Consider the following 26,888-nt stretch of genomic DNA (forward strand, 5'->3'; position numbering starts at 1 on the left):
GCCTGATGGCCTTTTTTATGGAAAAATCTTATTTGGCGGCATTGACGCTGCCGATGCCGGCGATCGACTTGTGCACGATCTTCGGCTTGCCGTAATAGGTCAGTTCGCCCATGCCGCGCACGACGGCGTTCAATTCGCCCGAGGAATACACCTTGACGGAGCCGATGCCGTCGAAATTGACGTCGACGTTTTTCGCCAGCAAGGCTTTCGTATCCACTTCGCCCACGCCTTGCGCCTTCAGGCGCAGCCAGTCGACCTGGCCATCGGCGGCCAGGCGGCCCGCGCCCTTGTAGCTGATGTCGACTCTTGGGCCATTGAGTTTGGTCAATATCTTTTCGCCCGCGCCTTCCGCGATCAGCTTGCGCAAGGTGGGCATGGTGATGATGACGCGCGGGTCGCCCTCGGTCTTCTTGATATCCTTGTCCTTCATGGAAATTTTCAGCTCGCCATCGACCACTTCCGTAATGACGCCGCTGAGGAATTTCTGGTCGCCGCGCAGCAGCAGGCTTTGCTCCTTGCCCGATTCCACTTCGATGCTGATGGGGCCGCGGATGTCGATGGCGTTGAAGGCGGCTACCGTGCGGGTTTGCTCGTCGGCATGCGCGAGGGTCGAGAGGCAGGCGAGGGACAGGACTGACAACAGGAACAGAGGACGCATGGCGGTTTCCTTGAGTAGTTGATCAGTGTATTCTATGTTGCAATATCTCCAAGGGGGAGAAATTTGCGATGAACGGCACACGACGCGGTGCCGATGACACGCCGCCGCCGGCCAGCCGCGCGCCCGGCAAGGCGCCGTTGGTCTATGCTATGGCGTACCGCGTCCTGGAGACCAGATGAAAAATTACCACAAAGAAGATTATCCCGTCGCCGATATCCGGCGCTTCCTCGAACCGGGGCCCGTGGTGCTCGTCAGTTCAACGTGGCAGGGCGAAAGCGACGTCATGACCATGGCCTGGCACATGCCGATGGAATTGACGCCATCCTTGCTCGGCTGCTTCATTTCCGATGCGAACCACAGCTATGAAATGATCAAGCGCAGCATGGAGTGCGTGATCAACCTGCCCACGGCCGACATGGTCGACCAGGTCGTTGCCATCGGCAATTGCAGCGGCGAAGACACGGACAAATTCATGGCCTTCGGCCTGACGCCGCAGCCAGCCGAACAGGTAGGCGCGCCCCTGATCGCCGAATGCTACGCCAACTTCGAATGCAAGCTGGCCCAGGTGGCGGGCAATCCGAAGGGCGGCTTCTTCATCTTCGAGTGCGTGAAAGCCCACGTGGCCACCTCGCCCAAGCTGCCGGAAACCCTGCACTACCGTGGCAACGGCGAGTTCATGGTATCGGGCCGCACCATCAGCCGCAAGAGCTTGATGAAACCTGAGATGTTGTAAGTCGGCGTAGGTCGGATCAGGCGCAAGGCGCCGTAATCCGACACCACCACCGGCCGTGCCAACGATGGCGTCGGATTACGGTTCTTCGAACCTAATCCGACCTACGCTTCATCCGAATTGCGGTCAGATCACGCCCTGCGCCAGCATCGCATCGGCCACTTTCACGAAACCGGCGATATTGGCGCCATCGACATAGCTGACGGAACCATCGGCGCGCGTGCCGTATTGCTTGCATGCGGCATGGATGCCTTGCATGATCTGCAGCAAACGCGCATCGACTTCCTCGCGCGGCCAGGAAATTCTGGCCGCGTTCTGGCTCATTTCCAGGCCGGAAGTCGCCACGCCGCCCGCGTTGCTGGCCTTGCCCGGCGCGTACAGCACGCCGGCCGCTTCGAACGCTTTCGCCGCTTCGATGGTGGTGGGCATGTTGGCGCCTTCGGCCACGCATTGCACGCCATTGGCGATCAGGGTGCGCGCATCGTCGATGTGCAATTCATTTTGCGTGGCGCAGGGCAGGGCGATGTCGACCGGCACATGCCATGGCGACACGCCCGCCTCGAAGCGCACGCCCGTGCGCGCGGCGTAATCGCTGACCCGGCCATACAAATGGTTCTTGACCTCCATCAGGATGGCCAGCTTTTCCGGCGTAAAGCCTGCCTCGTCGATGACGGTGCCGCTCGAATCGGAGACGGTGATGACTTTCGCGCCCATGGCCATGGCTTTTTCCACCGCATACTGCGCCACGTTGCCCGAACCGGAGACGGACACGCGCATGCCTTCGAACGAGCGGCCCCGCGTTTTCAGCATTTCCTGCGCAAAATACACGGTGCCGTAGCCCGTCGCTTCCGGACGCATCAGCGAGCCGCCGAAGCTGGCGCCCTTGCCCGTAAACACGCAGTCGGCGCGGTTGCTGAGCTTTTTCATCATGCCGGCCATATAACCGACTTCGCGCCCGCCCACGCCGATGTCGCCGGCCGGCACGTCCGTGTCCGAACCCACGTGGCGGAACAGTTCGCTCACAAACGCCTGGCAGAAGCGCATCACTTCGCCCGGGCTCTTGCCCTTGGGATCAAAGTCGGAACCGCCCTTGCCGCCGCCCATCGGCAAGGTCGTCAGCGCATTCTTGAATGTCTGCTCGAAGGCGAGGAATTTCAGTACGGACAAGGTGACGGAAGGGTGGAAGCGGATACCGCCCTTGTACGGTCCGATGGCCATGCTGTGCTGGATGCGGTAGCCGCGGTTGACTTGTACTTGCCCATGGTCATCGACCCATGACACGCGGAACATCACCACGCGCTCCGGCTCGATCAAGCGTTCCAGCAAGCCTTGTTCCGCGTATTTCGGGTGCTGCTCCAGGAACGGCCACAAGCTCTCCATGACTTCGGTGACGGCTTGCAGAAACTCGGGTTGACCTGGATTGCGTGCGGCGACATGCTGGACATACTCGTGGGCAGATGCGTATTTCATCAGAATTCCATGGAGGTAATCGGTTATTTGGGCAACTATCATCGCAGATTTTGCACAAAAATGGTGCGGAAATTTGGTTTTGAGGGGTTTCTGCTACATTGTGGGGATTTTTTAAGGCGCTGCGGCCGAGGCGAGCCGTAAACGACAACGCCAGCCCGAAGGCTGGCGTTGGCGTCATTCTTGCGTGCCTGGCTGGACAAGCCAGGAAAGGGATCACCCCGCCATGCCGCGCAGGATCAAACCGGTGATGTAGGCGCCATAGGTGCCCAGCGCATAGCCGAGCACGGCCAGCAGGACGCCGACGGGGGCCAGGGCCGGGTGGAAGGCGCTGGCGATGACGGGGGCCGAGGCGGCGCCGCCGATGTTCGCTTGCGATCCCACGGCCATGAAGAACAGGGGCGCGCGGATCAGCTTGGCGACGAGCAGCATCAGGCCGCCATGCACGGCGATCCAGATCAGGCCCAGCAGGAACAGGAAAGGTTTGTCGAACAGGGCTTTCAAGTCCATGTGCATGCCGATCGTGGCCACCAGCACGTACAGCATGGCCGAACCGATGGTCGAGGCGCCCGCGCCTTCCAGGCTGCGCGCCCGGGTAAAACTCAGCAGCAGGCCGAAGGTGGTGGCGAGCACGACGATCCAGAAGAAGTTCGACGTCAGGCTGTAGTCCTGCAAGCGCCATGCGGCGGGCAGGGTGCTGATCCAGCCGATGATGGGGCCGGCGAGGAAGTGCGACAGGCCCGTCACGCCCAGGCCCACGCCGAGGATGATCATGATGTCGGTCAGGTTGGCCACGCGCGCGTGCTGGGCGCGGTAGCTTTCGATGCTGTCCTTGAGTGCATTGATGGCGGACAAATCGGCGCCCGTCCAGCGGTCGAAAACGCCCGCACGGCCGGCCAGGAACAGCAGCACGGCCGTCCAGACGTTGGCCACCAGCACGTCGACGGCGACGAACTGGCCAAACAGGGTGGCGTCCACTTCAAATACTTCCTTCATGGCCGCCTGGTTGGCGCCGCCGCCTATCCACGAGCCCGCGACAGTCGTCATGCCGCGCCAGGTGTCGCCGGCCACCGTTTCCGGGTGGATCAAACGCAGCGCTTCGAACGAGACGAGGGCGCCCAGCATCACGCCCAGGGTGCCCGTCAAAAACATGATGATGGCCTTGGGCCCGAGGCGGATGATGCCGCCGAAATCGATGGCCACGCACAGCAGGACCAGCGCGCTGGGCAGCAGGTAGTCGCGCGCCACGGCGTACAGGCCGGAGGCGTTGCCGTCGATGATGCCGAAGGTGTTCAGCAACGCCGGGATCAGATAGCACATCAGCAGGGACGGGATATACGTGTAGAACTTTTTCCAGAAGCCGTCGGGGCGCGAGGCGCTCCAGAAGACGGCTCCCAGGGTCATGGCGAGCAGGCCGAGGACGACGGCGTCATTGGTGATCAGGGCGGGTGTGGCAGGTGGCATCGGGGATTCCGGTGAACGTGTCAGGGACGCACGGGATGCCGATCAGGCCCCCGGGCGCGGGTGGCCGTATCGTATAGCAATGTTGAAGCCTAAACAAATTATTTAGGTAGTAGCAGCTGGATTTTTTCTTGTCAAATCAAACACTTGGAAACTGCTACGCTACTTGGCGCGGCAGACTGGCGGTTACAAATAACGGGCCAGCAAGGCTTTGTCGAGAGCGCCGTCGAGTTCGATGTGCACGAAGTGGCCGCTGCCGGGCGCCACCTGGATCTCGCCGCCGTCATCGGCCAGCATGCGGGTAATGGTGACGTCGCGGTTGCCGCCCGGATGCACGGCCTCGATGCGGTCGCCCACGGCAAAGCGGTTTTTCACTTCCACCCTGGCCCAGCCGTCCGTCACGCCCAGCACGTCGCCCACATACTGGCTGCGATCCGCCTCGGACGCGCCGCGCATGTAGTTCTGGTGCGCCTGCGTGTGGTGGCGTTGATAGAAACCGTCCGTGTAGCCGCGGTTGGCCAGGCCTTGCAGCTGGCCCAGCAGGCCGATGTCGAAAGGGCGGCCCGCGACGGCGTCATCGATGGCCTGACGGTAGACTTGCGCGGTGCGCGCCGCGTAGTACAGCGACTTGGTGCGGCCCTCGACCTTGAGCGAGTCGACGCCGATTTTCACCAGGCGCTCGATGTGTTCGACGGCGCGCAAGTCCTTCGAATTCATAATGTAAGTGCCGTGCTCGTCTTCGAGTATCGGCATCAGCTGGCCCGGACGCTGCGCTTCTTCAATCAGATAGGGCTGGTCGGCCAGCGGGTGGCGCGGCTGCTGGTGCAGGGCGGAAAACGCGTTGTTGTCGGCCTCGGCCAGCGCCTGGTGGAATTCCAGCGGCACCACCTGCATGCCGCCCAGGTCGCCGCTGGCGTCTTCCGTGGCGTTTTTCACCTTGTAATCCCAGCGGCAGGAATTCGTGCAGGTGCCCTGGTTCGGGTCGCGGTGGTTGAAATAGCCGGACAGCAGGCAGCGGCCCGAATAGGCGATGCACAGGGCGCCGTGGACGAAGACTTCCAGTTCCATTTCCGGGCAGCGCTGGCGGATTTCCTCGATCTCGTCGAGCGACAGTTCGCGCGACAGAATCACGCGCGTCAAACCCATGCGGTGCCAGAATTTGACGTCGGCCCAGTTGACGGCGTTCGCCTGCACGGACAAGTGCACGGGGACGTCCGGCCACTTGTCGCGCACCATCATGATCAAGCCCGGGTCGGCCATGATCAGCGCGTCCGGGCGCATGGCGATCACCGGTTCCATGTCGCGCAAATACGTTTTCAGCTTGGCGTTGTGGGCGAAGATATTGCTGGCGACAAAGAACTGCTTGCCGCGCGCATGGGCGCCATCGATGCCCTCCTGCAAGGCTTGCAAGGTCGAAAAATCGTTATTGCGCACGCGCAAGCTGTAGCGCGGCTGGCCCGCGTAGACGGCGTCGGCGCCATAGTCGAAGGCGGCATGCATCTTGGCCAGGGAGCCGGCAGGCAGGAGAAGTTCGGGAGCGTGGCGCATGGGCGGGGGGGCAAAGCCAGCGATTCTATGCCGCTTGGCGCGGCGATGCCTTGCCTTGGGTCAAAGGATTTGCATCCGGTGCCGTCTGGCTGCCGGTGATCGTCGTGCCTGCGGCGCTGGTGCCGCTCGTGCCGGGCCTGCGCGGGCAGAAACCGGCGCAAGCCCGGGCAGGCTAGTGCGCGTGCGCGGCCCCACTGCTGCCGGCCTGTCCCGTCATGGGCAGGTGTTCGGGTGGCATGCCATCCTTGAACAGTTGACGCAGCTGCTGGCGCAGTTCCGGCGTGTCCTGGTGATGGTGTACCGAGACAGCATGCTCCACGGCAATGCCCAATAGCTCTTCCTCGCTGTCGGCCGAGATGGCCACCGAGCAATGCGTGTCGCTTGGAAATTCCCGGCAATCGATGAATTTGCGCGTCATGATCGACTCCTTTCTGCAAAGAGCGGGCACAGCACCCGCTCAATTCAGTATAGGTCGCAATCTGGCCTAGGCTGCGCGGCTGTTGATATCGGCCCCGTGTACCGGCAAGTGTGTCGGCTGCGCCGCAGCGGCGGGAAAATCGTCGACCTGTATCAAGCCGTCGACCAGGCGCGCATAGTCGAGCAAGGTGTTGTGCTCCTGGCAGCTGACCGAGCCCGCCGCCTTGGCTGCGGCCAGCCACTGCTGCATGGCGGACAGGCTTTGCGGCAAGTGCCGCAGGGCCGCGCCTTCGGGCGTGTCTTTCAGGCGTTTTTCGATGTGCAGGACGTCGGGCAGCAGTACTAGTGCCCGCTCGGCGCAGGCCACGGGATCGCTGCTTTCGCTGGCGACGTGGCCGTCGCCCAGCAGGCGCTCGCGGTCGGCGCCCGGCGTTTGCAGGGCCAGCGCCACCTCGCTGCCCAGTTCGTCGGATGGCGGGCGATGGGGCAGGCCAAACGGGAACAGCAAGGTGCGCAGCAGCACGGCCAGCACGCGCGCGGGGAAATTGTCGAATACGCCCGTCAAGCCCTGCTGCGCCTTGACCAGCGCATCCTGCAGCGACCAGTGCACATAGGGCAGGTCGGCGGCGAAACGGCCATCGTCTTCGTAGCGCTTGAGCACGGACGACGCCAGGTACAGCTGCGCCAGCACGTCGCCCAGCCGGGCGGACAAGCGCTCGCGACGCTTGAGTTCGCCCCCGAGCACGAACATCGACATATCGGTCATGACGGCAAACGCCGTCGACAGCCGCGTCAGGGCGCGGTAGTAGGGCGCCAGTGCGGGCGCGCCGGCGTCGGGTGCCGCCGCCAGGCGCGCGCCGCCCAGTCCGTACCACAAGCCCCTGGCCAGGTTGCCCAGCACAAAGCCGACATGGCCAAAGAAGGCGGCATCGAAATCGCGCAAGGCCTTGCGGCCATCGTTTTCCTGGACGGCGGCCATTTCCCTGAGCACATACGGATGCGCGCGGATGGCGCCCTGACCGAAGATGATCAGGCTGCGCGTGAGGATGTTGGCGCCTTCGACGGTAATGGCGATGGGGATTTGCTGATAGGCGCTGGCGAGGAAATTGTTGGGTCCCACACAGATGCCCTTGCCGCCGAGGATATCCATGCCGTCATTGACGAGCGCGCGTCCCCGTTCCGTAACGTGGTATTTGACGATGGCGGAAATGACGGCCGGCTTTTCGCCCAGGTCGACGGCGTGCGCGGCCAGGGTGCGCGCCGCATCCATCAGGTACAGGTTGGCGCCCATGCGGGCCAGCGCTTCCTGCACCCCCTCGAACTTGCCGATCGGCATGTTGAACTGGCGCCGCACGGCCGCATACGCACCGGTGCCGCGCACGGCCATCTTGCCCATGCCCACGCTGGACGAGGGCAGCGAAATGGCGCGCCCGGCCGCCAGGCACTCCATCAGCATGCGCCAGCCTTTGCCCACCTGCGCCTGGCCGCCGATGACCCAGTCGATGGGAATGAACACATCGTTGCCCGACGTGGGGCCGTTCTGGAAGGCGGCGTTCAAGGGATGGTGGCGCCGGCCGATCACCACGCCGTCGTGGCTGGCGGGGATCAGCGCGCAGGTGATGCCGGGCGCATCGTTGTCGGACAGCAGATGCTCGGGGTCGCTGGTCTGAAATGCCAGGCCCAGCAAGGTCGCCACGGGCGCCAGGGTGATGTAGCGCTTGTTCCACGTGAGGCGGAAACCCAGGGCAGGACGCCCCTCATGCACGCCCATGCAGACCACGCCCAGGTCGGGAATGGCGGCCGCGTCGGAACCCGCGTACGGGCTGGTCAGGGCAAAGCAGGGAATCTCGGTGCCGGCGGCCAGGCGCGGCAGATAATGGTTTTTCTGTTCTTCGGTGCCGTAGTGCAGCAGCAGTTCGGCCGGCCCCAGCGAATTGGGCACCATCACGGTCACGGCCAGCGCCGAGCAGCGGCTCGACAGCTTCATCACCACTTGAGAATGCATATAGGCGGAGAACTGCTTGCCGCCGTATTGCCTGGGGATGATCATGCCGAGAAAGCCTTGCGCCTTCAGGTAGTCCCAGGCCTGGGGCGGCAAATCCTGCGTCTGCTGCGTGTCCCAGTCATCGACCAGTTCGCACAGCCGCTCGACGTCGTGATCGAGAAAATGGCGTTCCTCGGCCGTGAGCGAGGCGCGTCCATAGCCCAGCAGCCTGGACCAGTCGGGCTTGCCGGAAAACAGCTCCGCATCCCACCACGTGGTGCCCGCCTCAAGGGCGTCGCGTTCCGTGTCGGACATGCTGGGCAGGATGCGCTTGAACAGGGCCAGCACGTGCGGCGTAAGCAGGGCGCGGCGCACGGGGCGGACCGCGAACAATAGAACCAGGCCCAGCAGGGCCACCAGCAGAGCAATCTTGAGCATGCGATATCTCCCTGTTATATGACAACAGGATAGGCCGAGATGGCCGATGTTACTGTGCGGTATAGCGCATACGCACAACGCCAACCCGAAGGTTGGCTTTTTACTATGTCCTGCTGAATTCTTGGTGGCCCGGGGCGGAATCGAACCACCGATACAGGGGGGCAATTTATGAGCCAAGCCCTACGCGATGACGCGATAGGCGTGCCCGAGCGCAGTCTGATTGGCATAGATGGCCATGCTAAGTTGCAGTGCACCGCTAGTAGCGATAGCCGTCGCTGCTTATTTCGTCTTGTAAGCCTCTTTTTGGAACGCGATGCCAAAAAAAGCCGGTTCAGCAGGCTTTTCCCGACCACGATAGTAGGAGATAACGGCCCAGTTAGATGACATACTGTTGGGTGCCCACTCCACCTGCGACTTTATGGGAGAGCCGACGACTTCCGCAATAATCGTATGTCGCGTCAACTTATCAAGGGAGAACGTTCCAACCTTAACTGGAACGCTCGGCGAGTCGCCCGCATTGCCTTGTGAAGGCATGCCCTGATAAACCAATTTCCTGTCCAGGTAAATGCGAATCGCGACGTGCGGATCCGCATTCACAAGCTGTAGCGACACGTCGGATTGCAGCGGCGTCGTGGCATGACCCATCAACGAAACACCAAGAAAAACGGAGGCCAGGACGCCGCGTCGCATTAGGCGCTCATCAGTGCATTGTTGGGTGCCGGGCGTGCGCGACGGCGGCCAAAGCCGATAACCGTGGCCAGGCCCAAGATCATCATGGCCCAGGATGTCGGTTCCGGTACTGGAGAAACAGTTGCGCTCGGGTCGAGGTTGATCTGCGAGCTGGTGCAGCCCTGGATCTGGCACACGGCCAGGATGTCTACGCCCGACAGCAAAGCACGTTCGCCGGCATTAAAACCTGGCAAGGCCAACGAGGTGTTGTTGAAGAACCCGTTGTCGGCAATACCGTCAATATGGGTGCCGCTGACGGCCACGCCAAAGCTGGCGGGTAAGCCGGAAAGCGATGAGGAAATTTCCAACATATCTCCCGTTGCATTGATGACGTTGTCAAAACGTTGAGTACCGGATGAAAAGCCCAGCGAGTGCTCTGCCTCGTGCAGTATCAGCGTCAGAAAATCATACCCGCCAGAGGCGGCTGTTGTGTTCGCAGCGCCAAACCGGCTGATGTTAACACTGCCGCCGCCCAGTGTAGCATTGACCGACGCGATGTTGAACTCGGAGTTGTCGGTTGGCGTTGTGTCCAAAAACAAGGAGGTTGCCGTGTTATCGACAATGATGGTCGTCGTTAAAGGACGACCATTGGCATCAGTCGTGTCGATAATGGAGGTTCCAGCTGCCGAACGGCTCGAAAGATCGCCCAGCTTGAAAGTAATGGTGGTCGTCAATGGCAGCAGGACCGCATTGCTCCAATAGTTCAGAGCGGTCTGAGTGTTGTATTGAAACAGGCTGGTGACATCGGTCGCGCCTGTGGAGTGGGTGTTCGACAGCATGCCCGAGAGGTTTTGATACACGGTGCCAAGCTGCGAGTAGTCGGCGTTCACGGTCATTGCCGATGCGTGTGCCGCACCACAAGCCAAAGCTAAAGCAATAACAACCTTTTTCAAATTCATATAATTCCCGATAATTTTAATTTATTGTAAATATTTCCCAAGGATCAAGGAAATATCGCATAATGACCAGTTGCGTTACAATTATGGCACTACAATTATCAATAATACATGTCTTATAAACATCGGTAAATAGATATAATTTTTACATGCTTTTTGTTTTAGCCTTGACATTCATGCGCCATTCAGCGTTTATCGGGTCAATAGCACGGCAAGGTGGGCAACGCACATACCTGATGCCGCCCTACAGCACCTACACGCTGTCGTCGAGGGGTGACAGGCGTCCTTTACGTTAATTGCAGAAGCGTTCGGGGCAGGCGGGGGGAGGGATTTGGTAGAGGCTGGCCGGAAATCGACCTGATCGAGGACTGTGCATCCCCAAAACGACAACGCCCACTTCGATGAGTGGGCGTTGCGTGAATGATGTTCTTGGTGGCCCGGGGCGGAATCGAACCACCGACACAAGGATTTTCAATCCTCTGCTCTACCGACTGAGCTACCAGGCCAAGGCGGCGAATTATAGCAGAAAGACTTTCCACCTGACCAGAGCTAGCTGTGTTCAAATGCAACAGATGGCCAAAACATGGTGTTTTGGCATCCTTGTATGAACTGAAGGGAATGGCGATGCAGCGACGTAATGGCGTGCAATGGCTGGTGCTGGGCGGCTTGTTCAGCGTGGTGTGCGGTGTGGCGCGAGCCGATGGGCTGGCCGATCTGAATGCGGCGCTGGCGCGGCTGCAGGGGCAGACGCCGATCAAGGCGCAGGTGGAATCGAAAAGCTGGCGCCGCGAAGGCGAGGGCAAGGAGGCGGAAGAAGACAGCGGCCAGGCCACGGTCACCGTCGACGGCGGGCCGGCGGGCTTGCAGGTGCTCTATGGCAAGGAGTTGCTGGCGAAAGTGGAGGCCGAGCAGCGCGCCAAGGTGAAAGATCCCAAGGTCAAGACGCCGATCGGCTTTGCGCTGGGGGAAATGAAGGCGACGGAGCTGCGCTCGATGGTGTCGGCGGCGGACGCTCTGTCGCGCGAGATCGAGGAAGCCGTGTTCAGCGGCGAAAAGGTCGACAGCTACAAGGGCAAGCCGGCGCGCCTGCTCAGCTTTACCTTGTCGCTCGACAAGGTGCCTGAGAAAGACCGCAAGTATGTGAAGAAGTTTGAAGGCGGCATCGAGGTGTGGATCGCCGCGGATGGCACGCCGCTGGCCAGCCGTTTCCACTTTGACGTCAGCGGGCGCGCCTTTGTCGTCGTCAGCTTTACGCAAAAGACGGACGAGACGCGCCAGTATGGCGTCAGCGGCGACCATTTATTGTTGCTGCGCAAGGAGAGCAAGAATGCCACCTCGGGCGCGGGCGAGAAGGTGGAAAGCAAGATCGTCAAGACTTTGCAATTGCAGTCCTGACGTGTTGCCGCATCATTCCCTTACATGGCGGCGTTGCCGCCCATGGCGCTCTTTTGCAGCACGCAGCGTCCCGCTTCGCAGGTGGCGCCCGGGTCCGTGACGATGGAGCAGGTCGACATCATGCCGTCCGCCTGCTGCTGCTTGCGGCTGGCCTCGGCTTGCGCCTGGGCCAGGGCCTTGAGTTTCTTGCCGTCATTGTTCTTGCTGGACCAGGCCAGGTAGCGCTCGGGTCCGCCGCAAGCCTTGGCGCCGATGGCGATGGTTTGACATTGCTGCGTGGAATCGCAGGCGGCGGCGCCCACCTCCGCCTGGATTTGCGCCAGCAAGCCGGCATTGCCGGGGGCGGGCGGCGCATCGTCTTGCGTGGGGGCGCTGCCGCAGGCGCTGGCGGCCAGCAGCAGGACGCTGGCGCAGGCGGCGCGCAGCAGTGGCAAAAGGGTGGAGTAGGTAGGTGTGTGCATGCCCTTATCATGTGCCAGGCTTGCGTAAATGGCAAGCGCGATTCGCGCGCTGGCCGCACATCGTGCAACCGATCATTGGACACGCCGCCGCGGCCGCTGAATGGGCTCAAGCATAAAAAATGCCCGCATACAGCGGGCAGGGAGGTTTATTTCAGCGTGCGCTGGAACAACTGATAGATGCGGCGGTATTCGTCATACCACGCTTCCGGCTGCACGAAGCCGTGGCGCTCCATCGGGTAGCTGGCCATTTCCCAGTTATCCTTTTTCAGCTCGATCAGGCGCTGCGACAGGCGCACGGAGTCCTGGTAAAACACGTTGTCGTCGATCATGCCGTGGGCGATCAGCAGGTTGCCCGTCAGCTTGTCCGCGTATTCGATCGGCGACGAGATTTTATACGCTTGCGGATCGATGTCCGGCGTGTTCAGGATGTTGGCCGTGTACTCGTGATTGTAGGTGGTCCAGTCCGTCACGGGGCGCAGGGCGGCGCCCGACTTGAAGACGTCCGGCGCGCGCATCAGGGCCATCAGGCTCATGAAGCCGCCATAGCTGCCGCCATAGATGCCCACGTTCCGGATGTCGCCCTGGTGCTGCTGCGCCAGCCAGTTGGCGCCATCGATGAAATCTTCCAGTTCCGGGTGGCCCATCTGGCGGTAGATGGCCGTGCGCCAGGCGCTGCCGTAGCCGAGCGAGGCGCGGTAGTCGACGTCGAGCACGATGTAGCCTTGCTCGACCAGCAGATTGTGAAACATCTGTTCGCGGAAGTAGACGGGATAGCGCTCGGTCACGTTCTGCAGGTAGCCGGCGCCGTGCGCGAACATGACGATCGGATAGCGCTTGCCCGCTTCCAGCTGCGCGGGCCGGTACAGCTTGGCCCAGATCGGCGCCGCGCCATGCGTGGAGGGCACTTGCACCAGTTCCGGCATGACCCAGTTGCGCGCCTTGAAGGCGTCGCTGCGCGTATCCGTGAGGATAGTCGCCTTGCCGCCGGCAACGGAAATCGTGGCCAGCTGGGCCGGCATATAGCTGGTCGAATAGCGCAGCAGCAGCTTGCCGCCATCGGGTGACAGGCCGAAATTTTCCACGCCTTTCAAATTCGTGACTTCGCGCGCGCCGCCATCCCTGGCCGTGCTGGCGCACACTTCATACGTGCCTGGCGCCTGCCGGTTGCACAGAAAATAGGCGGTCCTGCCGTCGCGGCTCCACTCGACGGCGCTCACTTCCCACTGGCCGCTGGTCAGTGCGCGTGCCGGGGCCGCGCCCGTTTTCGTGTACAGGTGGGCGTAGCCGCTTTCTTCGGACAGATACCACAAGGTGGCGTTGTCGGGCAGCCAGCCGAATTCCTCGGCGCGGCGGTTGACCCAGGCCGTATCGCTGATGCGGTGCACGGGCACGAGGGCGCCATTGGCCAGGTCGACGCTGGCGAGCCAGCCGTCCTTGTTGTCGATGGCGCGGATGCGCACGGCGGCCTTGCTGCCGTCATCGGTCCAGGCGATGCCGTCGCGCTGGGCATCGATGCGCACGGGACGGTTGCCTTTCAGGGGCGGCAGTTTCTGTTCGGCGCGCAAGGCTGCCAGCGGGTCGACGGCGATGCCCGGCAGGCTGTCAAAGGCGATCTCGCGCACCTGGCCCGTGCGCAGGTCGGCCAGTGTCAGGCTTTGCGCAATCGGCATGTTGCGGCCCACGCGCGTGCGTTCGTCGTCCGCTTCCGGGTAGCCCGTTTCCGTCACGTAGCGGGCCAGTTTGCCCAGCTTGCCCTTTTCGGCGGCCTTGTCTTGCGTGACGAACAGCAGCCAGCGGCCGTCCGGCGACAGGGCGCCGCCGGAAATCGTCACTTTCTCGCCCAGGTAGATCGGTTCCGGCGCGCGCGTGGCGTCCAGGCGGCGCTCTTCGTGGCGGCGTTCGCGGTTTGCGTCGCGGTCTTCCTTCTGGCGCGCCAGGTTGACGATCAGGCGCAGTTGCAATTCGCGCAGGGCGTCCGCTTCCGGCTTGGCGTCCGGGTCCTTGGCCGCGCGCAGCAGGGCCACGGGGGCGCTCAGGCGCTCCGCGCGGTTCCAGCTGAACCAGTCCGTGCCGCTGCGGTATTGCACGGCGCCGCCGTCGCTGGAATATTGCGGGTCGCTGATGGCCGTCACACCGCGCGTGATTTGCGTCAGGGCGCCGTTTTTCAGGTCGCGCTCGAACAGGTCGCCGTTGCGCAGCAGGATGGCGCGCGTGCCGGCCCGGTTGACGACCATCTGCTGGCCATCGAGATTGGCCAGCTGCGCATCGTCGACCTGCTTGCCGCTATTGAGTCTGGCGTTCGCGCCGGCGACTTGAAACGTGTCGCGCAGGGGCGAGCCGAGGCGTTTTTGCTTGTAATACAGCTGGCCATTCCAGCCCCACCATGCCGCTTCGACGGGGGTGCCGATCCAGTCGGGATCGGCCATGGCCTGGTCCAGCGTGATCGGCGTGGGCGCGGTGGCGGTGGAGGAAGGGGCCGCATGCGCGGCGGGCAGCAGAGAGAGCAGCAGGGGCGGCAGCAGGGGAAGAACCAGACGCATCGGGGATCGCTTTAATCAAAGGGGATGGTGAAGGTACAGGCTATGAGGCCGGTATTCTAGCGGAGGAGTTGCGTGCAGGAAATGTCGGAAAGCTAAGCTTGACGCCCGGCCAGCCAGGTCAGGAAGTCGGGCAAGGGCATGGGCCGTGCGTACAGGTAGCCTTGCAAACCGTCGCAATCGTGGGCGATCAAAAAATCGGCCTGCTCCTGCGTTTCCACGCCTTCGGCCACGACGCGCAAGCCCAGGTGGCGCGCCATGGCCAGGATCGCTTGCACGATGGCCGTGCCGCGCGCATCGTGCGGCGTGTCGTCGATGAAGCGCTTGTCGATTTTGAGTTCGTACAGCGGCATCGAGGTCAGGTAGGCGAGGCTGGAATAACCGGTGCCGAAATCGTCGATGGAAAAGCGGATGCCCAGCTCCGCCAGTGCGCGCATGCGCGCCAGCGAGGCGTCGCGCTGGTCGATCAGCAAACCCTCCGTCAATTCCAGGATCAGGGCGCCGGCCGGCGTGCCGTGTTCGGCCAGCGCCGCCTGTACGCGGGAAGCGAAATCGGGCTGGCGAAACTGGGCCGGGCTGACGTTCACCGACAGTGCGACGGGCTGTCCCGCCTGCGCCAGCACCCTGGCGGCGCGGCATGCTTCGCGCAGCGCCCAGTGGCCGAGCCTGACGATCAGCCCCGATTCCTCGGCAATCGGAATGAACACGCCGGGCGCGATATGGCTGCCGTCCGCCTGCGGCCAGCGCATCAGCAGTTCGGCGCCCGTCACCCGGCCATGGCGGTCGAGCTGCGGCTGCACGTGCATGCATAAGGCACCGTCATCGAGGGCGCGCGCCAGTGCCCGTTCCAGGGTCAGGCGACGCTCCACGCCCGCCTGCATGGCCGCTTCGAAGAAGGCGATGCCGTTGCGCCCTTCCGCCTTGGCGCGGTACATGGCGATGTCCGCTTCGCGCAGCAGGTCGTGTGCCTGCTGCTCCATTTTCGGCAGCAGGGTCACGCCGATGCTGGCGCTGCAATGATAGGACTGCGCGCCGATCTCGAAGTCGCGCGCGATGGCGGCGCGGATTTTCTCGGCCACCTGGGCCGCCGCGCGGGCGGCGCTGTCCAGGTCATTGGCCAGGTGCGCCAGCAGCACGACGAATTCATCGCCGCCGATGCGCGCCACCGTGTCGGCCTTGCGCATCAGCTGCGCCAGCCGTTCTCCCGCCAGGCGCAGCAGCGCGTCGCCCGTGGCGTGGCCGCGCGCGTCGTTGATGTGCTTGAAGTGATCGAGGTCGATGAACATCAGCGCGCTGATGGACTGGTCGCGCGGCGCGGCGGCCAGCAGGTGGCCGATGCGGTCCATCAGCAGGCGCCGGTTGGGCAGGCCCGTCAGCACGTCGTAGAAGGCCAGGCGGTGGATGTCCGCTTCCGATTTCTTGCGCTCGTCGATTTCGCGCTCGACGGCCACCCAGTGCGTCTGCCTGCCGTCCGCATCCGTGAACGGCACCAGTTCCGCCTCGACCCAGTACGCCTTGCCGGCCTTGTCGTAGTTCAGCAGCTCCGCGCGTGCCGGCTGGGCGCGGGCCATGGCGGCGGCGATGCGCGCCAGCTCGCCCGCATCGGTGGCGGGACCCTGCTGGAACAGCAGGCTGCGGCCCATTACCTCGGCGCGCGCATAGCCGCTGCTGCGCTCGAAGGCGTCGTTGACGAAGATGATGCGCGTGGCCGGCGTTGCGTCGGCGGTGGCATCGGCCACTTCGGCGATCATCACCATGTCGTTCAGGCGGGCCAGCGCCGTGGCCGTCAAGCGCAGGTCGGCATTCAGCTGCGACAGGGCCTGGCTGCTGCGTTCCAGGTGGCGCAGCAGGAAGGCGCAGGACAGGGTCAGCACGGCGGCGATGAACAGGAAGTTCAGGGCCACGATCAGCGCGCGCAGCACGGGCGAATCGGGCACGCCCTGCACGTGCAGAGCCACGTCGGGATGCAGGCCGAGCAGGAAGATGGTCAGCGACGTCAGGGCCAGGGTCGACAAGGCTGGCCGCATGCCCAGCAGCAGGGCCGCCAGCACGGGCATGAGCATCATGTAGATCTGGCTGACGGGGCCGATTTTCAGCAGCAGGCCCACGCCCACGAGATAGGCGACGATGAGAAATTGCCATACGCGCCAGTGGTAGGGCATGGCGCGCCAATGCCAGATGGCGCCGATCCAGCCGATGGCCAGCAAGTCGAGGGCGACTATGGACCAGATAGCTTCGCGCGCGGCCAGCAGGGCGCTGGGGATGGCCGTCGCCACGCCCAGCAGCAGCACCGCCTGCAGCAGGCGCGTAAAAATCTGTCCGCGCCAGTGCGCGAGATCGTTCGACGCGGCCACGCTGCCATCCTTTCCCCAGGGAGCTGTGCTGCCGAGCTGAGCAGTATGGTAAAAATATTACGCGGTATCTTTCAGCATGTCATCTTGATCATTCGGCATGATTGACGGCGCGACCACCTTCCGCTGTCGGCCAGTAGTGGCTATCGGGCGTGTCCCGCGCGCCGAAGATGGCCTGGCCGACGCGCACGACGGTGGCGCCTTCTTCGATGGCGATTTCATAATCGCCGGACATGCCCATCGACAGCTCGTCCAGACTGACGCCATCGGGGGCATCCTGGCGCAGCCGGTCGCGCAATTCGCGCAGCAGCACGAAGCAGCGGCGCACGCGCACGGCTTCCGCCGACAACAGCGCCAATGTCATGAGTCCGCGCACGCGCAGCGACGGGAAGGCGGACAGCTCGCGCAGGAAAGCGGCGACCTCGTCCGGCGGCAAGCCGTACTTGCTGGCTTCTCCCGAGGTGTTTACTTGCACGAACACGTCGAGCCCGCGCCCTTCCGCTTGCAGGCGCCGTTCCAGCGCCTCGGCCACGCGCAGGCTGTCGAGCGCCTGGAATTCGCTGGCAAAGCGCGCCACCAGCTTGGCCTTGTTGGTCTGCAAATGGCCGATCACCGACCATTGCAGGTCGGCCAGGTCCGCCATCGCTTCCCATTTTCGGTCCGCCTCCTGCGGCTTGTTTTCTCCCAGCATGCGGCAACCGGCGGCGTAGGCCAGGCGCAGGCTCGCCTCGGGCTTGGTCTTGCTGACGGGCAGCAGACGCACGCCGGACGGATCGCGCCCGATCCGCTGGCAGGCGGCCGCCATGCGCGCATGCACTGCCGCCAGATTGCGGCGGAAGTCGTCCACCGACACGGCTTGCGGCCAGCGCCCATGCCGCTCGTGCATGGTGGGAGTGAGCAGGGGAGTGTCTTTGTTCATGTGTCGGCCTTGTGTCAGTCTTAGCGGCAGGAGGTGCGGGAGTGGTGTACTATTGTCCTATGCCAAAATATATCATGTCTGAGACTATCGTGAAGATTGCCGGAAAAACCGCCGCTGAACTGTTCGACTGCATCCGCGCGCTGACGCAGGCGGGCGAATTGCTGCCGGGTCAGGAGTTGCCGACCGTGCGCGAGCTGGCCGCGACCTTGGGCGTCAACCGCAATACCGTGTCGCTCGCGTACCAGCGCCTGGTGACGGCCGGCATCGCGGTCACGCAAGGGCGTCTGGGCACGGCCATCCGCGCGCAGCGCGATCCCGGCGAGCAGGAAGGCTTGCTTCCCGGTTCGCCCTTGGCCGACGTGGGCGGCGGCAATCCGAACCTGGCCTGGCTGCCCGACGTCGGCGCGGCCCTGGCGCGCAAGCCATATCGTCCGCGCCTGTATGGCGAGGCCACCGTCGACCCGGAACTGGAAGTGCTGGCGAGGCGCTGGATGGCCGGCGATTGCCCCGAAGGCCACGACATCACCGTGACGAATGGGGCCGTCGATGCGGTCGAGCGCCTCCTGGGGGCGTACCTGGCCGCAGGCGACAAGGTGGCCGTGGAAGACCCGTGCTTCGTCAGCAGCATCAACACCTTGCGCATCGCCGGGCTGCACGCCGTTGGCGTGGCCGTCGATGCCGAGGGCATGCAGGCCGGGGCGCTGGAGCGGGCGCTGGCGCAAGGCGCGCAAGCCGTCATCGTGACGCCGCGCGCGCACAATCCCACCAGCTGCAGCCTGAGCGCGGCGCGCGCGGACCAGCTGCGCGCGGTGCTGGCCGCCTACCCGCACGTGCTGGTCATCGTCGACGACCATTTCTCGCTGCTGTCCACGGCCGGCTACCAGGACGTGATACCCCCTGCGGCCCGGCGCTGGGCGCTGATCCGTTCCGTGTCGAAGATCTTCGGCCCCGACCTGCGCCTGGCCGTCGTCGCCAGCGACGGGCAGACTGCCCACCGCCTGCGCCTGCGCCTGGCGCCCGGCACGAACTGGGTCAGCCATCTCTTGCAGGATGCCGTCAGCGCTTGCCTGTCGTCGCCCGACGTGTCCGCGCAGGTGGTCCTGGCCCGCGCCGACTATGCGCGCCGCCGCGACATGGTGGCGGTGGCGCTGGCGGCGCAAGGCCTGGTCTGCGCAGGTCCCGCCGATGGCCTGAACCTGTGGCTGCCGCTGCCGGACAGCAGCCAGGCGGCCGTGCTGGCGCTGGCCCGGCATGGCTGGCTGGTGCGCGGCGGCGAAGCCTTCGGCGTGCAGGCGCCGGCGCACGGATTGCGGATCACCGTGTCGAGCATCGATGAAGCGGGCGCGCAGGCCTTCGCCCGCGTGCTGGCCCAAGTGCTGGGCCGGCCATAGTTTTTTTAGTTACTCGCCATAGGAAGGGAACATCATGAAAGTCCATTTCATCGTGCATGAAGCGTTCGAGGCGCCGGGCGCCTATGGGACCTGGGTGCGCGAGCGCGGCCACGAGGCCACGTATTCCCGCGTTTATGCCCTCGAGCCGCTGCCCGCTTCCATCGCGGACATCGACCTGCTGGTCGTCCTGGGCGGTCCGCAGTCGCCGTCGACGACGCGCGAGGAGTGTCCGCATTTCGATGCGGCAGCCGAACAGGCCCTGATTGCCGCATGCGCCGCGGCGGGCAAGGCGGTGGTCGGCGTTTGCCTGGGCGCGCAGCTGATCGGCGCGGCCCTGGGAGCGCCCCATGCGCACAGTCCTGAAAAGGAAATCGGCAAGTTTCCCATCATGCTGACGGCGGACGGAAAGGCGAACGGCAAGTTCGCGCATGTCGGCGACGTCCTGGAAACGGGGCATTGGCACAGCGACATGCCGGGCCTGACCGGCAATGCGAAAGTCATCGCCTATAGCGAAGGCTGCCCGCGCCAGATCGTCGAATACGGCAATCTGGTGTACGGCTTCCAGTGCCACATGGAGTTCACGCCGGAAGTGGTCGAGCTGCTGATCGCCGCGTCGGAAGCAGAACTGGCCACGCTGGCGTCGCACCGCTACGTGCAGCAGCCAGCGATCCTGCGCGCCCACGACTGGCAAGCCATGAACGGCCAGCTTTTTATCTTCCTTGACCGCCTGATGCAGGCGTACGCGGCGCAATAAAAACGCCAGCATGATGCTGGCGTTGTGGGGGCAAGCGGCGAGGCGCTTATTTCTTCGGCGCGCTCAGGCATTCCTTCATGAAGGCCTTGCGGGCATCGCCCTTCATGTCCTTGGCGTCGACATTGCACGCTTTCATCTTGTTTTGCTGCGTCATGGCCGGCGCCGGCTTGGCGCTTAGGCATTCTTTCATGAAGGTCTTGCGCTCGTCGCCTTTCTTGCCGGCCGCATCCGCATTGCAGGTCGTCATTTTTGACTGTTGGGCCGTCTTGGCGACGGGCGCCGCTTCCGGTGCGGCGGCAAAGGCGGTGCTGGCAAACGCGGTGGCGATGCAGAGGGCGATTAATTGTTTCATGGTAAATCCTTTAGACGCAGTCGGTGGAAGGGGACGTGCAATCGGCAGGCAATGCCGATATGCAGAACGTAACTAACTATATGACATTTATCAACAAAATTTCCACGCGAGTGTGTCTTTTTGTTACTGGCAGGCACAAGGCGCCTGCCAGCCAGCCCGGGCAGCCATGTTGCGGCGGCAGCGCCCCGGTTTTTTGCTATGCTAGCGTCTTTCCCCCGGCCGATGCCGCTGCCTTGGCCGGCGCACCCTCAATACGGAGTAGTTATGGTCTCGTTGCAAGAGCAGTTTTTAAAGGCCGGCCTGGTCGACAAGAAGAAGGTCAAACTGGCCAACCAGGACAAGAGCAAGCAGAAAAAGGACGAGCGCAAGAGCGGCACGCAAAGCGTCGACGAGGTGCGCCTGGCCGCGCTCGAGACCCAGCGCAAGAACGCGGAACGCGCGCGCGAACTGAACGCCCAGCGCGACGCGGCCGCCAACCAGAAAGCCATCGTGGCGCAGATCGCGCAAATGGTGCAAAAGAACCGCCAGAGCAAGGGCAACAACGGCGACGTGCCATACAACTTTACATTTAATAACAAGATCGAGCGCATCTACGTCACGGCCGCCGTGCAGGCCCACCTGGTGGCGGGCCGCCTGGTCATCGTCTGCCTGGGCGGCGCCGTGGAACTGGTGCCGCGCGTCATCGCCGACAAGATCGCCGAACGCGACCCCGCCATCGTCGTGCGCGTGAAACAGGCCAGCACGGAAGTCGATGAGGACGATCCGTATGCGGCGTTCCAGATTCCCGATGATTTGATGTGGTAAGAGGATGATTACCCGGCGCCTAGTGCGCCGGATGTGAGTCGCTACGGGCCGGAAACGGCCCGTTTTTGCGTGCTGTCGCGTCGCTTGCTCAAATGCGGCAGCGCGAACAGGTACAGGCCGGAAACCAGCATGAGGAAGAGCGGGGGCAGTGGCGCGTAGCTTATCCACGGCGGCGGTTCGGCCCGGTGCACAGCCCTTGCCGCGAAGTTGGCCATTACCGTCAAGGTGAAAACGATGGATAGCCAGCGGTGGCTTTGCCGTATCCCATGGCGCCAGTTCATGGCGATGTCCGCACAGGCGATTTGGCCGCGGCCCCGATCATTTTCCATCCATTGCCGGAAGGGTCGCGAAAGCCGGCATCCACCTGGCCGTAGCGATCCACGGGTTCCTGCGTGAATTCGACGCCGCATTTGCTCAGGCGCTCGTATGCGGCGCGGCAGTCGTCCACCAGCAGCACCAGGGGCGGCATGGCTCCCTTCGCGACGATTTCATGCAGGGCTTGCGCGGTTGCCGCGTCATGTATCGGCGGTCCGGGAAGGAACAAGCCGAGTTGGAAAGATGGCTGGTCCGCAGGCTGCACCGTCAGCCAGCGATAGTCGCCATTTCGGACGTCCGTGTGGACGCGAAATCCCAATTTTTCGACGTAGAACGCAAGCGCTTCTTCCTGGTCGCGCACATACAGGCCGACCACATTCACACTTTGAGTCATATCAGCTCCTTGAAATGAAGCTACAGTTTGCCAGTGGCTTTCCTGCGCCGCTTCTCCAAAACTGCGATATTCAGATTGGGCCGTTCGGCATCGCGCATGACGCACTCGGGAATATGCTCGCCCAGGTGCGGGGTTGAGCGCTCGCGCATTCGCAGCTCGCCCGGGCTTGCGCCCGTGATGTCGCGGAAGATGCGGCCAAAGGTGCCAAGACTGGTCCAGCCGGTTTGCAGCGCGATCTGCGTAATGGGCAGATCGGTGCCGCGCAGCAGTGCCGTGGCACGTTCGATGCGGCGGGTAAGCAAGTAGCGGTGTGGGGGCAGGCCGAAGGCCTTTTTGAATTCGCGCGCGAAGTAGGCCACCGAGACGGCGCTCACTTGCGCAAGCCGGTGGACGGGCCAATCCTCATCGGGGGCGCCGTCCATTCTATCTTTCGCACGCAACAATCGCCGCAATAGCAGGGGACTCTGACCCATCCTATCCTCGCGCCAAACTGCTGGTTATCGGGACCGCCCACAGGAGCGGGGGAGGCCGATACGGACTTCTCGGCCACAAACGAAAACGCCAACCGGCGAGGGTTGGCGTTCTGTAACAACTAATTCTTGGTGGCCCGGGGCGGAATCGAACCACCGACACAAGGATTTTCAATCCTCTGCTCTACCGACTGAGCTACCAGGCCAAGGTGGCGAATTATAGCAGACCAAAACGGGAATGCAAGAGCCGGCTGCGACTTTTCCCGGATTTCCTGCATGGGCATCATCTTACTTGCGCGTGAATCAAATATGATTTGATATAAACGGTATTTTTCTCAACAAAGGATGGGCGCATAGTGTCGTCATCGTTACCGACTCGAGAGGACTGTCGCATGAACACGACTACCCGACACACCGCCATCCCTGAAATCGGCCTGGGCACTTTCCGCCTGCAGGGCCAGGTCGTCATCGATTCCGTCACCATGGGCCTGGACGTTGGCTACCGCCATATCGACACGGCGCAAATCTACGGCAATGAAGCGGAAGTGGGCCAGGCGATCGCCGCCAGTGTCGTCCCGCGCGACGCGCTGTTCGTCACGACCAAGATATGGATCGACAACCTGCAGCGCGACAGGCTGATTCCCAGCCTGAAGGACAGCCTGCACAAGCTGCGGCTGGAGCAGCTGGACCTGACCCTGATTCACTGGCCGTCGCCGCAAGACGCCATTCCCGTCGCCGAGTATATGGAAGCGCTGGCGCAGGCCAAGGCGCAGGGATGGACCAGGGCCATCGGCGTATCGAATTTCACGAATGCGCAACTGCGGCAAGCCATCGATACGGTGGGCGCCGGGGAAATCGCCACGCAGCAGGTCGAGATCCACCCCTTCCTGCAAAACCGCAAGGTCATCGATTTCGCGCGCAGCCAGGGCATCCACATCACGGCCTACATGCCGCTCGCGTATGGCAAGGTGATGGCGGACCCCGTGATCGCGGCCATCGCCGCGAAGCACGGCGTGACGCCGGCGCAAGTGGCCCTGAGCTGGTCGCTGCAACAGGGCTTTGCCGTGATCCCGTCGTCGACCAGGCGCGCCAACCTGGAAGCGAACCTGCATTTCCAGCGCATCACCCTGTCGCCGGACGAGATGGCGCAGATGGCCACCCTGGAACGGGGCGAGCGCCTGGCCAACCCGGACGGCCTGGCGCCGCAGTGGGATTGAGATGGGTGCCATGACGAAGCTGGGGCAGGGCGGTTTCAGTATCGGCCTGGAACTGCCGCTCGATAATGACTGGTCGTCCGCGGGACGCCAGGCGAATGCGGCGTCCGGCCGCGTGCCGGGCGAACCGGACCTGAAACAGCACGCGGCACTGGCAAAGCTGGCCGACCGCCTCGGTTTCAAGGCCCTGTGGCTGCGCGACGTGCCCCTGTACGACCCGTCGTTCGGCGACGCGGCCCAGGTCTTCGAGGTGTTTACTTACCTGGGCTACCTGGCCGGCATCACGGAGAATATTTTGCTGGGCACGGCGGCCGTGGTGCTGCCGCTGCGCGAGCCGGTGCTGACGTTAAAAGCGGCGGCCAGCGTCGACCAGTTGAGCGGCGGGCGTTTGCTGCTGGGCGTGGCCAGCGGCGACCGGCCCGTCGAGTATCCCGTGTTTGGCCGCGACTTCGGCCAGCGTGGCGCCGCTTTCCGCGAACAGGTCGCCATGCTGCGCGACTGGGGCGAGACGCGCCTGCCGCCCGGCATCCGCCTGCTGCCGCCACCGGCCGCGCCTTTGCCGCTGCTGGTGGCGGGACTGGCGCAGCAGTCGCCCGCGTGGATAGGCGCGCAGATGGATGGCTGGCTCGCCTATCCGGGCACGCCGGAAGACCATGCGCGGCGTTCGGCGCAATGGCGTGCCGTGGCCGGAGACGACAAGCCTTATGTCAGCTTCATCCACCTGGACCTGGGCGAAGATCCGAACTTGCCGCTGCAGCGCTTCCGCTTCGGCGGGCGCACGGGGCGCGATGGCCTGATCGCCGAACTGCACGCCATGCGCGAAGCCGGCGTGCGGCATATCGGCCTGCAGCTGCGGCAGAACCGGCGCCCGCTGGCCGAGACGATGCAGGAGATCGCGGACCACGTGTTGCCCGTGTTTCATGGCGCCGCTTGATCTGAGGCGCGCGTCCTGTACTTCCGGACTATCTGAAACAGGTGGGGCAAACGCTATAATGACCGCATGAACAGTCCCACTTCCCCCACCATGCGGCGCTTCATGCACAGCCACAGCGACGTTTGCATCGTCGGCAACGGCGCCATCGCGAAAACCACGGCGCTGGCGTTTGCCCAGGCAGGACAAAGCGTCACCCTGCTATCTCCGGCGAGCCCGCCCGCATCCACGTCCGCTTCCGCCGCCAAGCCGGTCGAGGCCAGCTGGGATGTGCGCGTGTATGCGCTCAATCACACGGCGCACGACTTGCTGTCGTCGCTGAAGGTGTGGGGCGCCCTGGAAGCCGACAGGGTGGCGCCCGTCGACGCCATGCTGGTCAACGGCGACGGCGCGCAGGCGGGCGGACTCGGTTTCGACGCGTATGGCGCCCATGTGGGTGCCCTGGCGTGGATCATCGAAGACCGCAACCTGGGCCAGGCGCTGGACGCCGCCCTGAAATTCGCGCCGAACGTCAGCGTGCTGCAGGGCCGCGCCAGCCGCCTGGAATGGACGAACGATTCGGCCATCGTGCACCTCGATGGCGGCGATACCATTACCTGCGCGCTGGTGGTAGGCGCGGACGGCGCCCAGTCGTGGGTGCGGGGCCAGTGCGACATCGGCCTCGATTACCGCTCGTACGGCCAGCGCGGCGTGGTCAGCAACTTCGCCTGCGAAAAGCCGCACCATGGCGCGGCCCACCAGTGGTTTACGGGCAGCGAAGGCATCGTCGCGCTGCTGCCGCTGCCGGGCGAGCGCGTCTCTCTCGTCTGGTCGGCGCCCGATGCGCTGGCCGATACCTTGATGGCTGAACCGGCCGACGCGCTGGCCGCGCGCCTGGCCGCATACTGCCAGGACAAGTTGGGCAAGCTTACGCCTTTGCAGCCGGAGCTGGTGCGCGCATTCCCGCTGACCCTGATGCGCCCGCACGCCATGGTGGCGCCGCGCGTGGCCCTGGTCGGCGACGCGGCCCACGTGGTGCACCCGATGGCCGGCCACGGCATGAACCTGGGCTTTGCCGACGTGGCGCAGCTGGTCAAGACGATCGCTGAACGCGAAGCGCACCGCGGCATCGGCGACGAACGCGTGCTGGCCCGCTATGCGCGCGCGCGCAAGGAAGACGTGCTGCTGATGCAGCTGGCCACCGATGGCCTGGCGCGGTTATTCGGCGCTGATCTGGAACCGTTGCGCGTGGTTCGCAATTTGGGATTAAACTTGCTGGATAAATTACCTGCCCTGAAGCGAAAAATGATTTCGCACGCCTTGGGACATCCGTAAATATCAGCGTATCTTAAGATATCGCCGGATAATGGTATTAGTGAAAATTCAAGGTCGCCGCAGCTGGTCTGCGGCGATCGTTTTGTTAAAGAGATAACGGCGCCGGGCTCCCTGCCAGTTTCGCCGGGCGTTTCAAGTGGAGAAGTGATAGTGATAACAATGAACAGTAGCATGAGCAAAATCGCCTTGCTGATGGCCTCGGGCCTGATGATGTCGTGCGCCGGCGCGGAAACGCCGACGGAAGCGAGCATCAAAAAGCTGATCGAGCCGCGCCTGGGCGAAGGCGCCAAGGTCGATTCGGTCAAGGAAACGCCGTACGGCGGCCTGTACGAAGTGCGCACGGGCGGCGACATCCTGTACACGGACAAGAGCGCGCAATATCTGTTCGTCGGCCACGTCTTTGACGCCAAGACCTCGCAAGACCTGACCAAGGTGCGCCTGGACGAAGTCAACCGCATCAAGTTCTCCGACCTGCCGCTCGATTCGGCCATGAAAACCGTCAAGGGCAATGGCAAGCGCGTGATTGCCGTGTTCGAAGATCCGAACTGCGGCTATTGCAAGCGCTTCCGCCAGAATGCGCTGAAGGAAATCGACAACGTCACCGTCTACACCTTCATGTACAACATCCTGTCGCCCGATTCGATCGCCAAGTCGCGCAATATCTGGTGCTCGCCGGACCGCAATAAGGCCTGGGATGACTGGATGCTGAACGGCAAAGTGCCTGCCGCATCGCCAGCCAATTGCGCCAACCCGCATGAAAAAATCCTGGCCCTGGGCCAGCAGCTGCGCGTTTCGGGCACGCCAGCCATCTTCTTTGCCGACGGCAGCCGTATTCCTGGCGCGGTCGATGCGAAAACGCTGGAACAGAAATTCTCGACCATTAAGTAATCCGGGCTGTCGCCAGGAAGGCTGGACGGCGCGCCCTCGCAAGGCGCGCTTTTTTTTGCATTTTTTTCCG

At 63.4% G+C, this 26,888-nt stretch carries 26 protein-coding genes and 2 tRNA genes; 10 read left to right on the forward strand and 18 right to left on the reverse strand.

The window, feature by feature from the left end; genetic code table 11:
* Positions 1 to 28 precede the first annotated feature (28 nt).
* Entirely contained in the window at positions 29 to 658 is a 630-nt protein-coding gene (locus CLU90_RS21550; RefSeq protein ID WP_092718952.1) for a head GIN domain-containing protein, read from the reverse strand.
* Positions 659 to 833: 175 nt separating this feature from the next.
* Between CLU90_RS21550 and CLU90_RS21555 the strand changes: the two genes are divergently transcribed.
* Complete coding sequence (locus tag CLU90_RS21555; RefSeq protein ID WP_100428893.1) at positions 834 to 1,391, forward strand: flavin reductase family protein; 558 nt, start codon at positions 834 to 836, stop codon at positions 1,389 to 1,391.
* A 123-nt stretch (positions 1,392 to 1,514) separates the two neighbouring features.
* Here CLU90_RS21555 and gdhA read toward each other — a convergent pair whose 3' ends face one another.
* From gdhA to trhP, 3 genes are all read right to left on the reverse strand, one after another.
* On the reverse strand, positions 1,515 to 2,858 hold the full coding sequence (gene gdhA / locus CLU90_RS21560) for an NADP-specific glutamate dehydrogenase (protein WP_058048901.1): 1,344 nt from the start codon (positions 2,856 to 2,858) through the stop codon (positions 1,515 to 1,517).
* Positions 2,859 to 3,071: 213 nt separating this feature from the next.
* A complete protein-coding gene (locus CLU90_RS21565) occupies positions 3,072 to 4,319 on the reverse strand; it encodes a DUF819 family protein (RefSeq protein ID WP_100428894.1) in 1,248 nt (415 codons plus the stop codon).
* A 183-nt stretch (positions 4,320 to 4,502) separates the two neighbouring features.
* The gene (gene trhP, locus CLU90_RS21570; RefSeq protein ID WP_100428895.1) at positions 4,503 to 5,864 is read right to left on the reverse strand and encodes a prephenate-dependent tRNA uridine(34) hydroxylase TrhP; all 1,362 of its coding nucleotides are present in this window, start codon (positions 5,862 to 5,864) and stop codon (positions 4,503 to 4,505) included.
* 50 nt (positions 5,865 to 5,914) lie between these two features.
* On the opposite strand from trhP, the gene CLU90_RS30150 reads away from it, so the two are divergent.
* Entirely contained in the window at positions 5,915 to 6,040 is a 126-nt protein-coding gene (locus tag CLU90_RS30150; RefSeq protein ID WP_269800036.1) for a hypothetical protein, read from the forward strand.
* Here CLU90_RS30150 and CLU90_RS21575 read toward each other — a convergent pair.
* The 5 genes from CLU90_RS21575 to CLU90_RS21595 form a co-directional block, all read right to left on the reverse strand.
* Positions 6,037 to 6,282 carry a DUF1059 domain-containing protein gene (locus CLU90_RS21575; protein ID WP_092718961.1) on the reverse strand — a complete coding sequence of 82 codons (246 nt, stop codon included), beginning with the start codon at positions 6,280 to 6,282 and terminating at the stop codon, positions 6,037 to 6,039. The two genes, CLU90_RS30150 and CLU90_RS21575, sit on opposite strands and share 4 nt — an antisense overlap.
* Positions 6,283 to 6,348: 66 nt before the next feature.
* Entirely contained in the window at positions 6,349 to 8,703 is a 2,355-nt protein-coding gene (locus tag CLU90_RS21580; RefSeq protein WP_100428896.1) for an acyl-CoA dehydrogenase, read from the reverse strand.
* Between the two features lie 279 nt (positions 8,704 to 8,982).
* A complete protein-coding gene (locus CLU90_RS21585; RefSeq protein ID WP_100428897.1) occupies positions 8,983 to 9,393 on the reverse strand; it encodes a hypothetical protein in 411 nt (136 codons plus the stop codon).
* Positions 9,393 to 10,331, reverse strand: coding sequence for a PEP-CTERM sorting domain-containing protein (locus CLU90_RS21590; RefSeq protein ID WP_092718967.1), 939 nt, complete (start codon positions 10,329 to 10,331; stop codon positions 9,393 to 9,395). Before CLU90_RS21590 ends, CLU90_RS21585 begins: the two co-directional genes overlap by 1 nt.
* Positions 10,332 to 10,758: 427 nt before the next feature.
* Positions 10,759 to 10,834, reverse strand: a tRNA-Phe gene (locus CLU90_RS21595).
* 118 nt (positions 10,835 to 10,952) lie between these two features.
* Between CLU90_RS21595 and CLU90_RS21600 the strand changes: the two genes are divergently transcribed.
* Positions 10,953 to 11,723 (forward strand): hypothetical protein, encoded by a 771-nt coding sequence (locus CLU90_RS21600; protein ID WP_232731290.1) that lies wholly within the window; start codon positions 10,953 to 10,955, stop codon positions 11,721 to 11,723.
* Positions 11,724 to 11,743: 20 nt separating this feature from the next.
* Here CLU90_RS21600 and CLU90_RS21605 read toward each other — a convergent pair whose 3' ends face one another.
* The 4 genes from CLU90_RS21605 to CLU90_RS21620 all read right to left on the reverse strand — a co-directional run bounded on the left by CLU90_RS21605 (position 11,744) and on the right by CLU90_RS21620 (position 17,991).
* Positions 11,744 to 12,184 carry a hypothetical protein gene (locus CLU90_RS21605; RefSeq protein WP_100428898.1) on the reverse strand — a complete coding sequence of 147 codons (441 nt, stop codon included), beginning with the start codon at positions 12,182 to 12,184 and terminating at the stop codon, positions 11,744 to 11,746.
* Positions 12,185 to 12,330: 146 nt separating this feature from the next.
* The gene (locus CLU90_RS21610) at positions 12,331 to 14,724 is read right to left on the reverse strand and encodes a S9 family peptidase (RefSeq protein ID WP_100428899.1); all 2,394 of its coding nucleotides are present in this window, start codon (positions 14,722 to 14,724) and stop codon (positions 12,331 to 12,333) included.
* Between the two features lie 92 nt (positions 14,725 to 14,816).
* On the reverse strand, positions 14,817 to 17,075 hold the full coding sequence (locus tag CLU90_RS30155) for a putative bifunctional diguanylate cyclase/phosphodiesterase (RefSeq protein ID WP_100428900.1): 2,259 nt from the start codon (positions 17,073 to 17,075) through the stop codon (positions 14,817 to 14,819).
* An 88-nt stretch (positions 17,076 to 17,163) separates the two neighbouring features.
* On the reverse strand, positions 17,164 to 17,991 hold the full coding sequence (locus tag CLU90_RS21620; protein ID WP_100428901.1) for a YggS family pyridoxal phosphate-dependent enzyme: 828 nt from the start codon (positions 17,989 to 17,991) through the stop codon (positions 17,164 to 17,166).
* A gap of 89 nt (positions 17,992 to 18,080) precedes the next feature.
* Here CLU90_RS21620 and ptsJ point away from each other — a divergent pair, with 89 nt between their 5' ends.
* A complete protein-coding gene (gene ptsJ / locus CLU90_RS21625; RefSeq protein WP_092719041.1) occupies positions 18,081 to 19,382 on the forward strand; it encodes a MocR-like B6 salvage transcription factor PtsJ in 1,302 nt (433 codons plus the stop codon).
* Between the two features lie 34 nt (positions 19,383 to 19,416).
* On the forward strand, positions 19,417 to 20,136 hold the full coding sequence (locus tag CLU90_RS21630; protein ID WP_092718978.1) for a glutamine amidotransferase-related protein: 720 nt from the start codon (positions 19,417 to 19,419) through the stop codon (positions 20,134 to 20,136).
* A 46-nt stretch (positions 20,137 to 20,182) separates the two neighbouring features.
* Here the strand turns inward: CLU90_RS21630 and CLU90_RS21635 are convergent, their stop codons facing one another.
* Entirely contained in the window at positions 20,183 to 20,488 is a 306-nt protein-coding gene (locus tag CLU90_RS21635; RefSeq protein ID WP_092718980.1) for a PsiF family protein, read from the reverse strand.
* A gap of 264 nt (positions 20,489 to 20,752) precedes the next feature.
* Between CLU90_RS21635 and CLU90_RS21640 the strand changes: the two genes are divergently transcribed.
* On the forward strand, positions 20,753 to 21,292 hold the full coding sequence (locus CLU90_RS21640) for a DUF2058 domain-containing protein (RefSeq protein WP_092718983.1): 540 nt from the start codon (positions 20,753 to 20,755) through the stop codon (positions 21,290 to 21,292).
* Between the two features lie 41 nt (positions 21,293 to 21,333).
* On the opposite strand, the gene CLU90_RS21645 is transcribed toward CLU90_RS21640, so the two are convergent.
* From CLU90_RS21645 to CLU90_RS21660, 4 genes are all read right to left on the reverse strand, one after another.
* Positions 21,334 to 21,573 (reverse strand): hypothetical protein, encoded by a 240-nt coding sequence (locus CLU90_RS21645; RefSeq protein WP_092718984.1) that lies wholly within the window; start codon positions 21,571 to 21,573, stop codon positions 21,334 to 21,336.
* The gene (locus tag CLU90_RS21650; protein ID WP_092718987.1) at positions 21,570 to 22,001 is read right to left on the reverse strand and encodes a VOC family protein; all 432 of its coding nucleotides are present in this window, start codon (positions 21,999 to 22,001) and stop codon (positions 21,570 to 21,572) included. The genes CLU90_RS21645 and CLU90_RS21650 overlap by 4 nt, the downstream gene beginning before the upstream one ends.
* Positions 22,002 to 22,021: 20 nt before the next feature.
* A complete protein-coding gene (locus CLU90_RS21655; RefSeq protein WP_092718989.1) occupies positions 22,022 to 22,474 on the reverse strand; it encodes a helix-turn-helix transcriptional regulator in 453 nt (150 codons plus the stop codon).
* A gap of 127 nt (positions 22,475 to 22,601) precedes the next feature.
* A tRNA-Phe gene (locus CLU90_RS21660) sits at positions 22,602 to 22,677 on the reverse strand.
* A gap of 186 nt (positions 22,678 to 22,863) precedes the next feature.
* Here CLU90_RS21660 and dkgB point away from each other — a divergent pair.
* The 4 genes from dkgB to CLU90_RS21680 all read left to right on the forward strand — a co-directional run bounded on the left by dkgB (position 22,864) and on the right by CLU90_RS21680 (position 26,818).
* Positions 22,864 to 23,688, forward strand: a complete 825-nt coding sequence (dkgB, locus tag CLU90_RS21665; protein ID WP_092718992.1) for a 2,5-didehydrogluconate reductase DkgB — start codon at positions 22,864 to 22,866, stop codon at positions 23,686 to 23,688.
* A gap of 1 nt (position 23,689) precedes the next feature.
* Positions 23,690 to 24,619 carry a TIGR03571 family LLM class oxidoreductase gene (locus CLU90_RS21670; RefSeq protein ID WP_092718994.1) on the forward strand — a complete coding sequence of 310 codons (930 nt, stop codon included), beginning with the start codon at positions 23,690 to 23,692 and terminating at the stop codon, positions 24,617 to 24,619.
* A 66-nt stretch (positions 24,620 to 24,685) separates the two neighbouring features.
* Entirely contained in the window at positions 24,686 to 25,930 is a 1,245-nt protein-coding gene (locus tag CLU90_RS21675) for an FAD-dependent monooxygenase (RefSeq protein WP_175539426.1), read from the forward strand.
* Between the two features lie 171 nt (positions 25,931 to 26,101).
* Positions 26,102 to 26,818, forward strand: coding sequence for a DsbC family protein (locus tag CLU90_RS21680; RefSeq protein WP_230492381.1), 717 nt, complete (start codon positions 26,102 to 26,104; stop codon positions 26,816 to 26,818).
* Positions 26,819 to 26,888: the final 70 nt, after the last annotated feature.

The organism is Janthinobacterium sp. 67 (genome assembly GCF_002797895.1).
Taxonomy (GTDB): Bacteria; Pseudomonadota; Gammaproteobacteria; order Burkholderiales; family Burkholderiaceae_D; genus Janthinobacterium.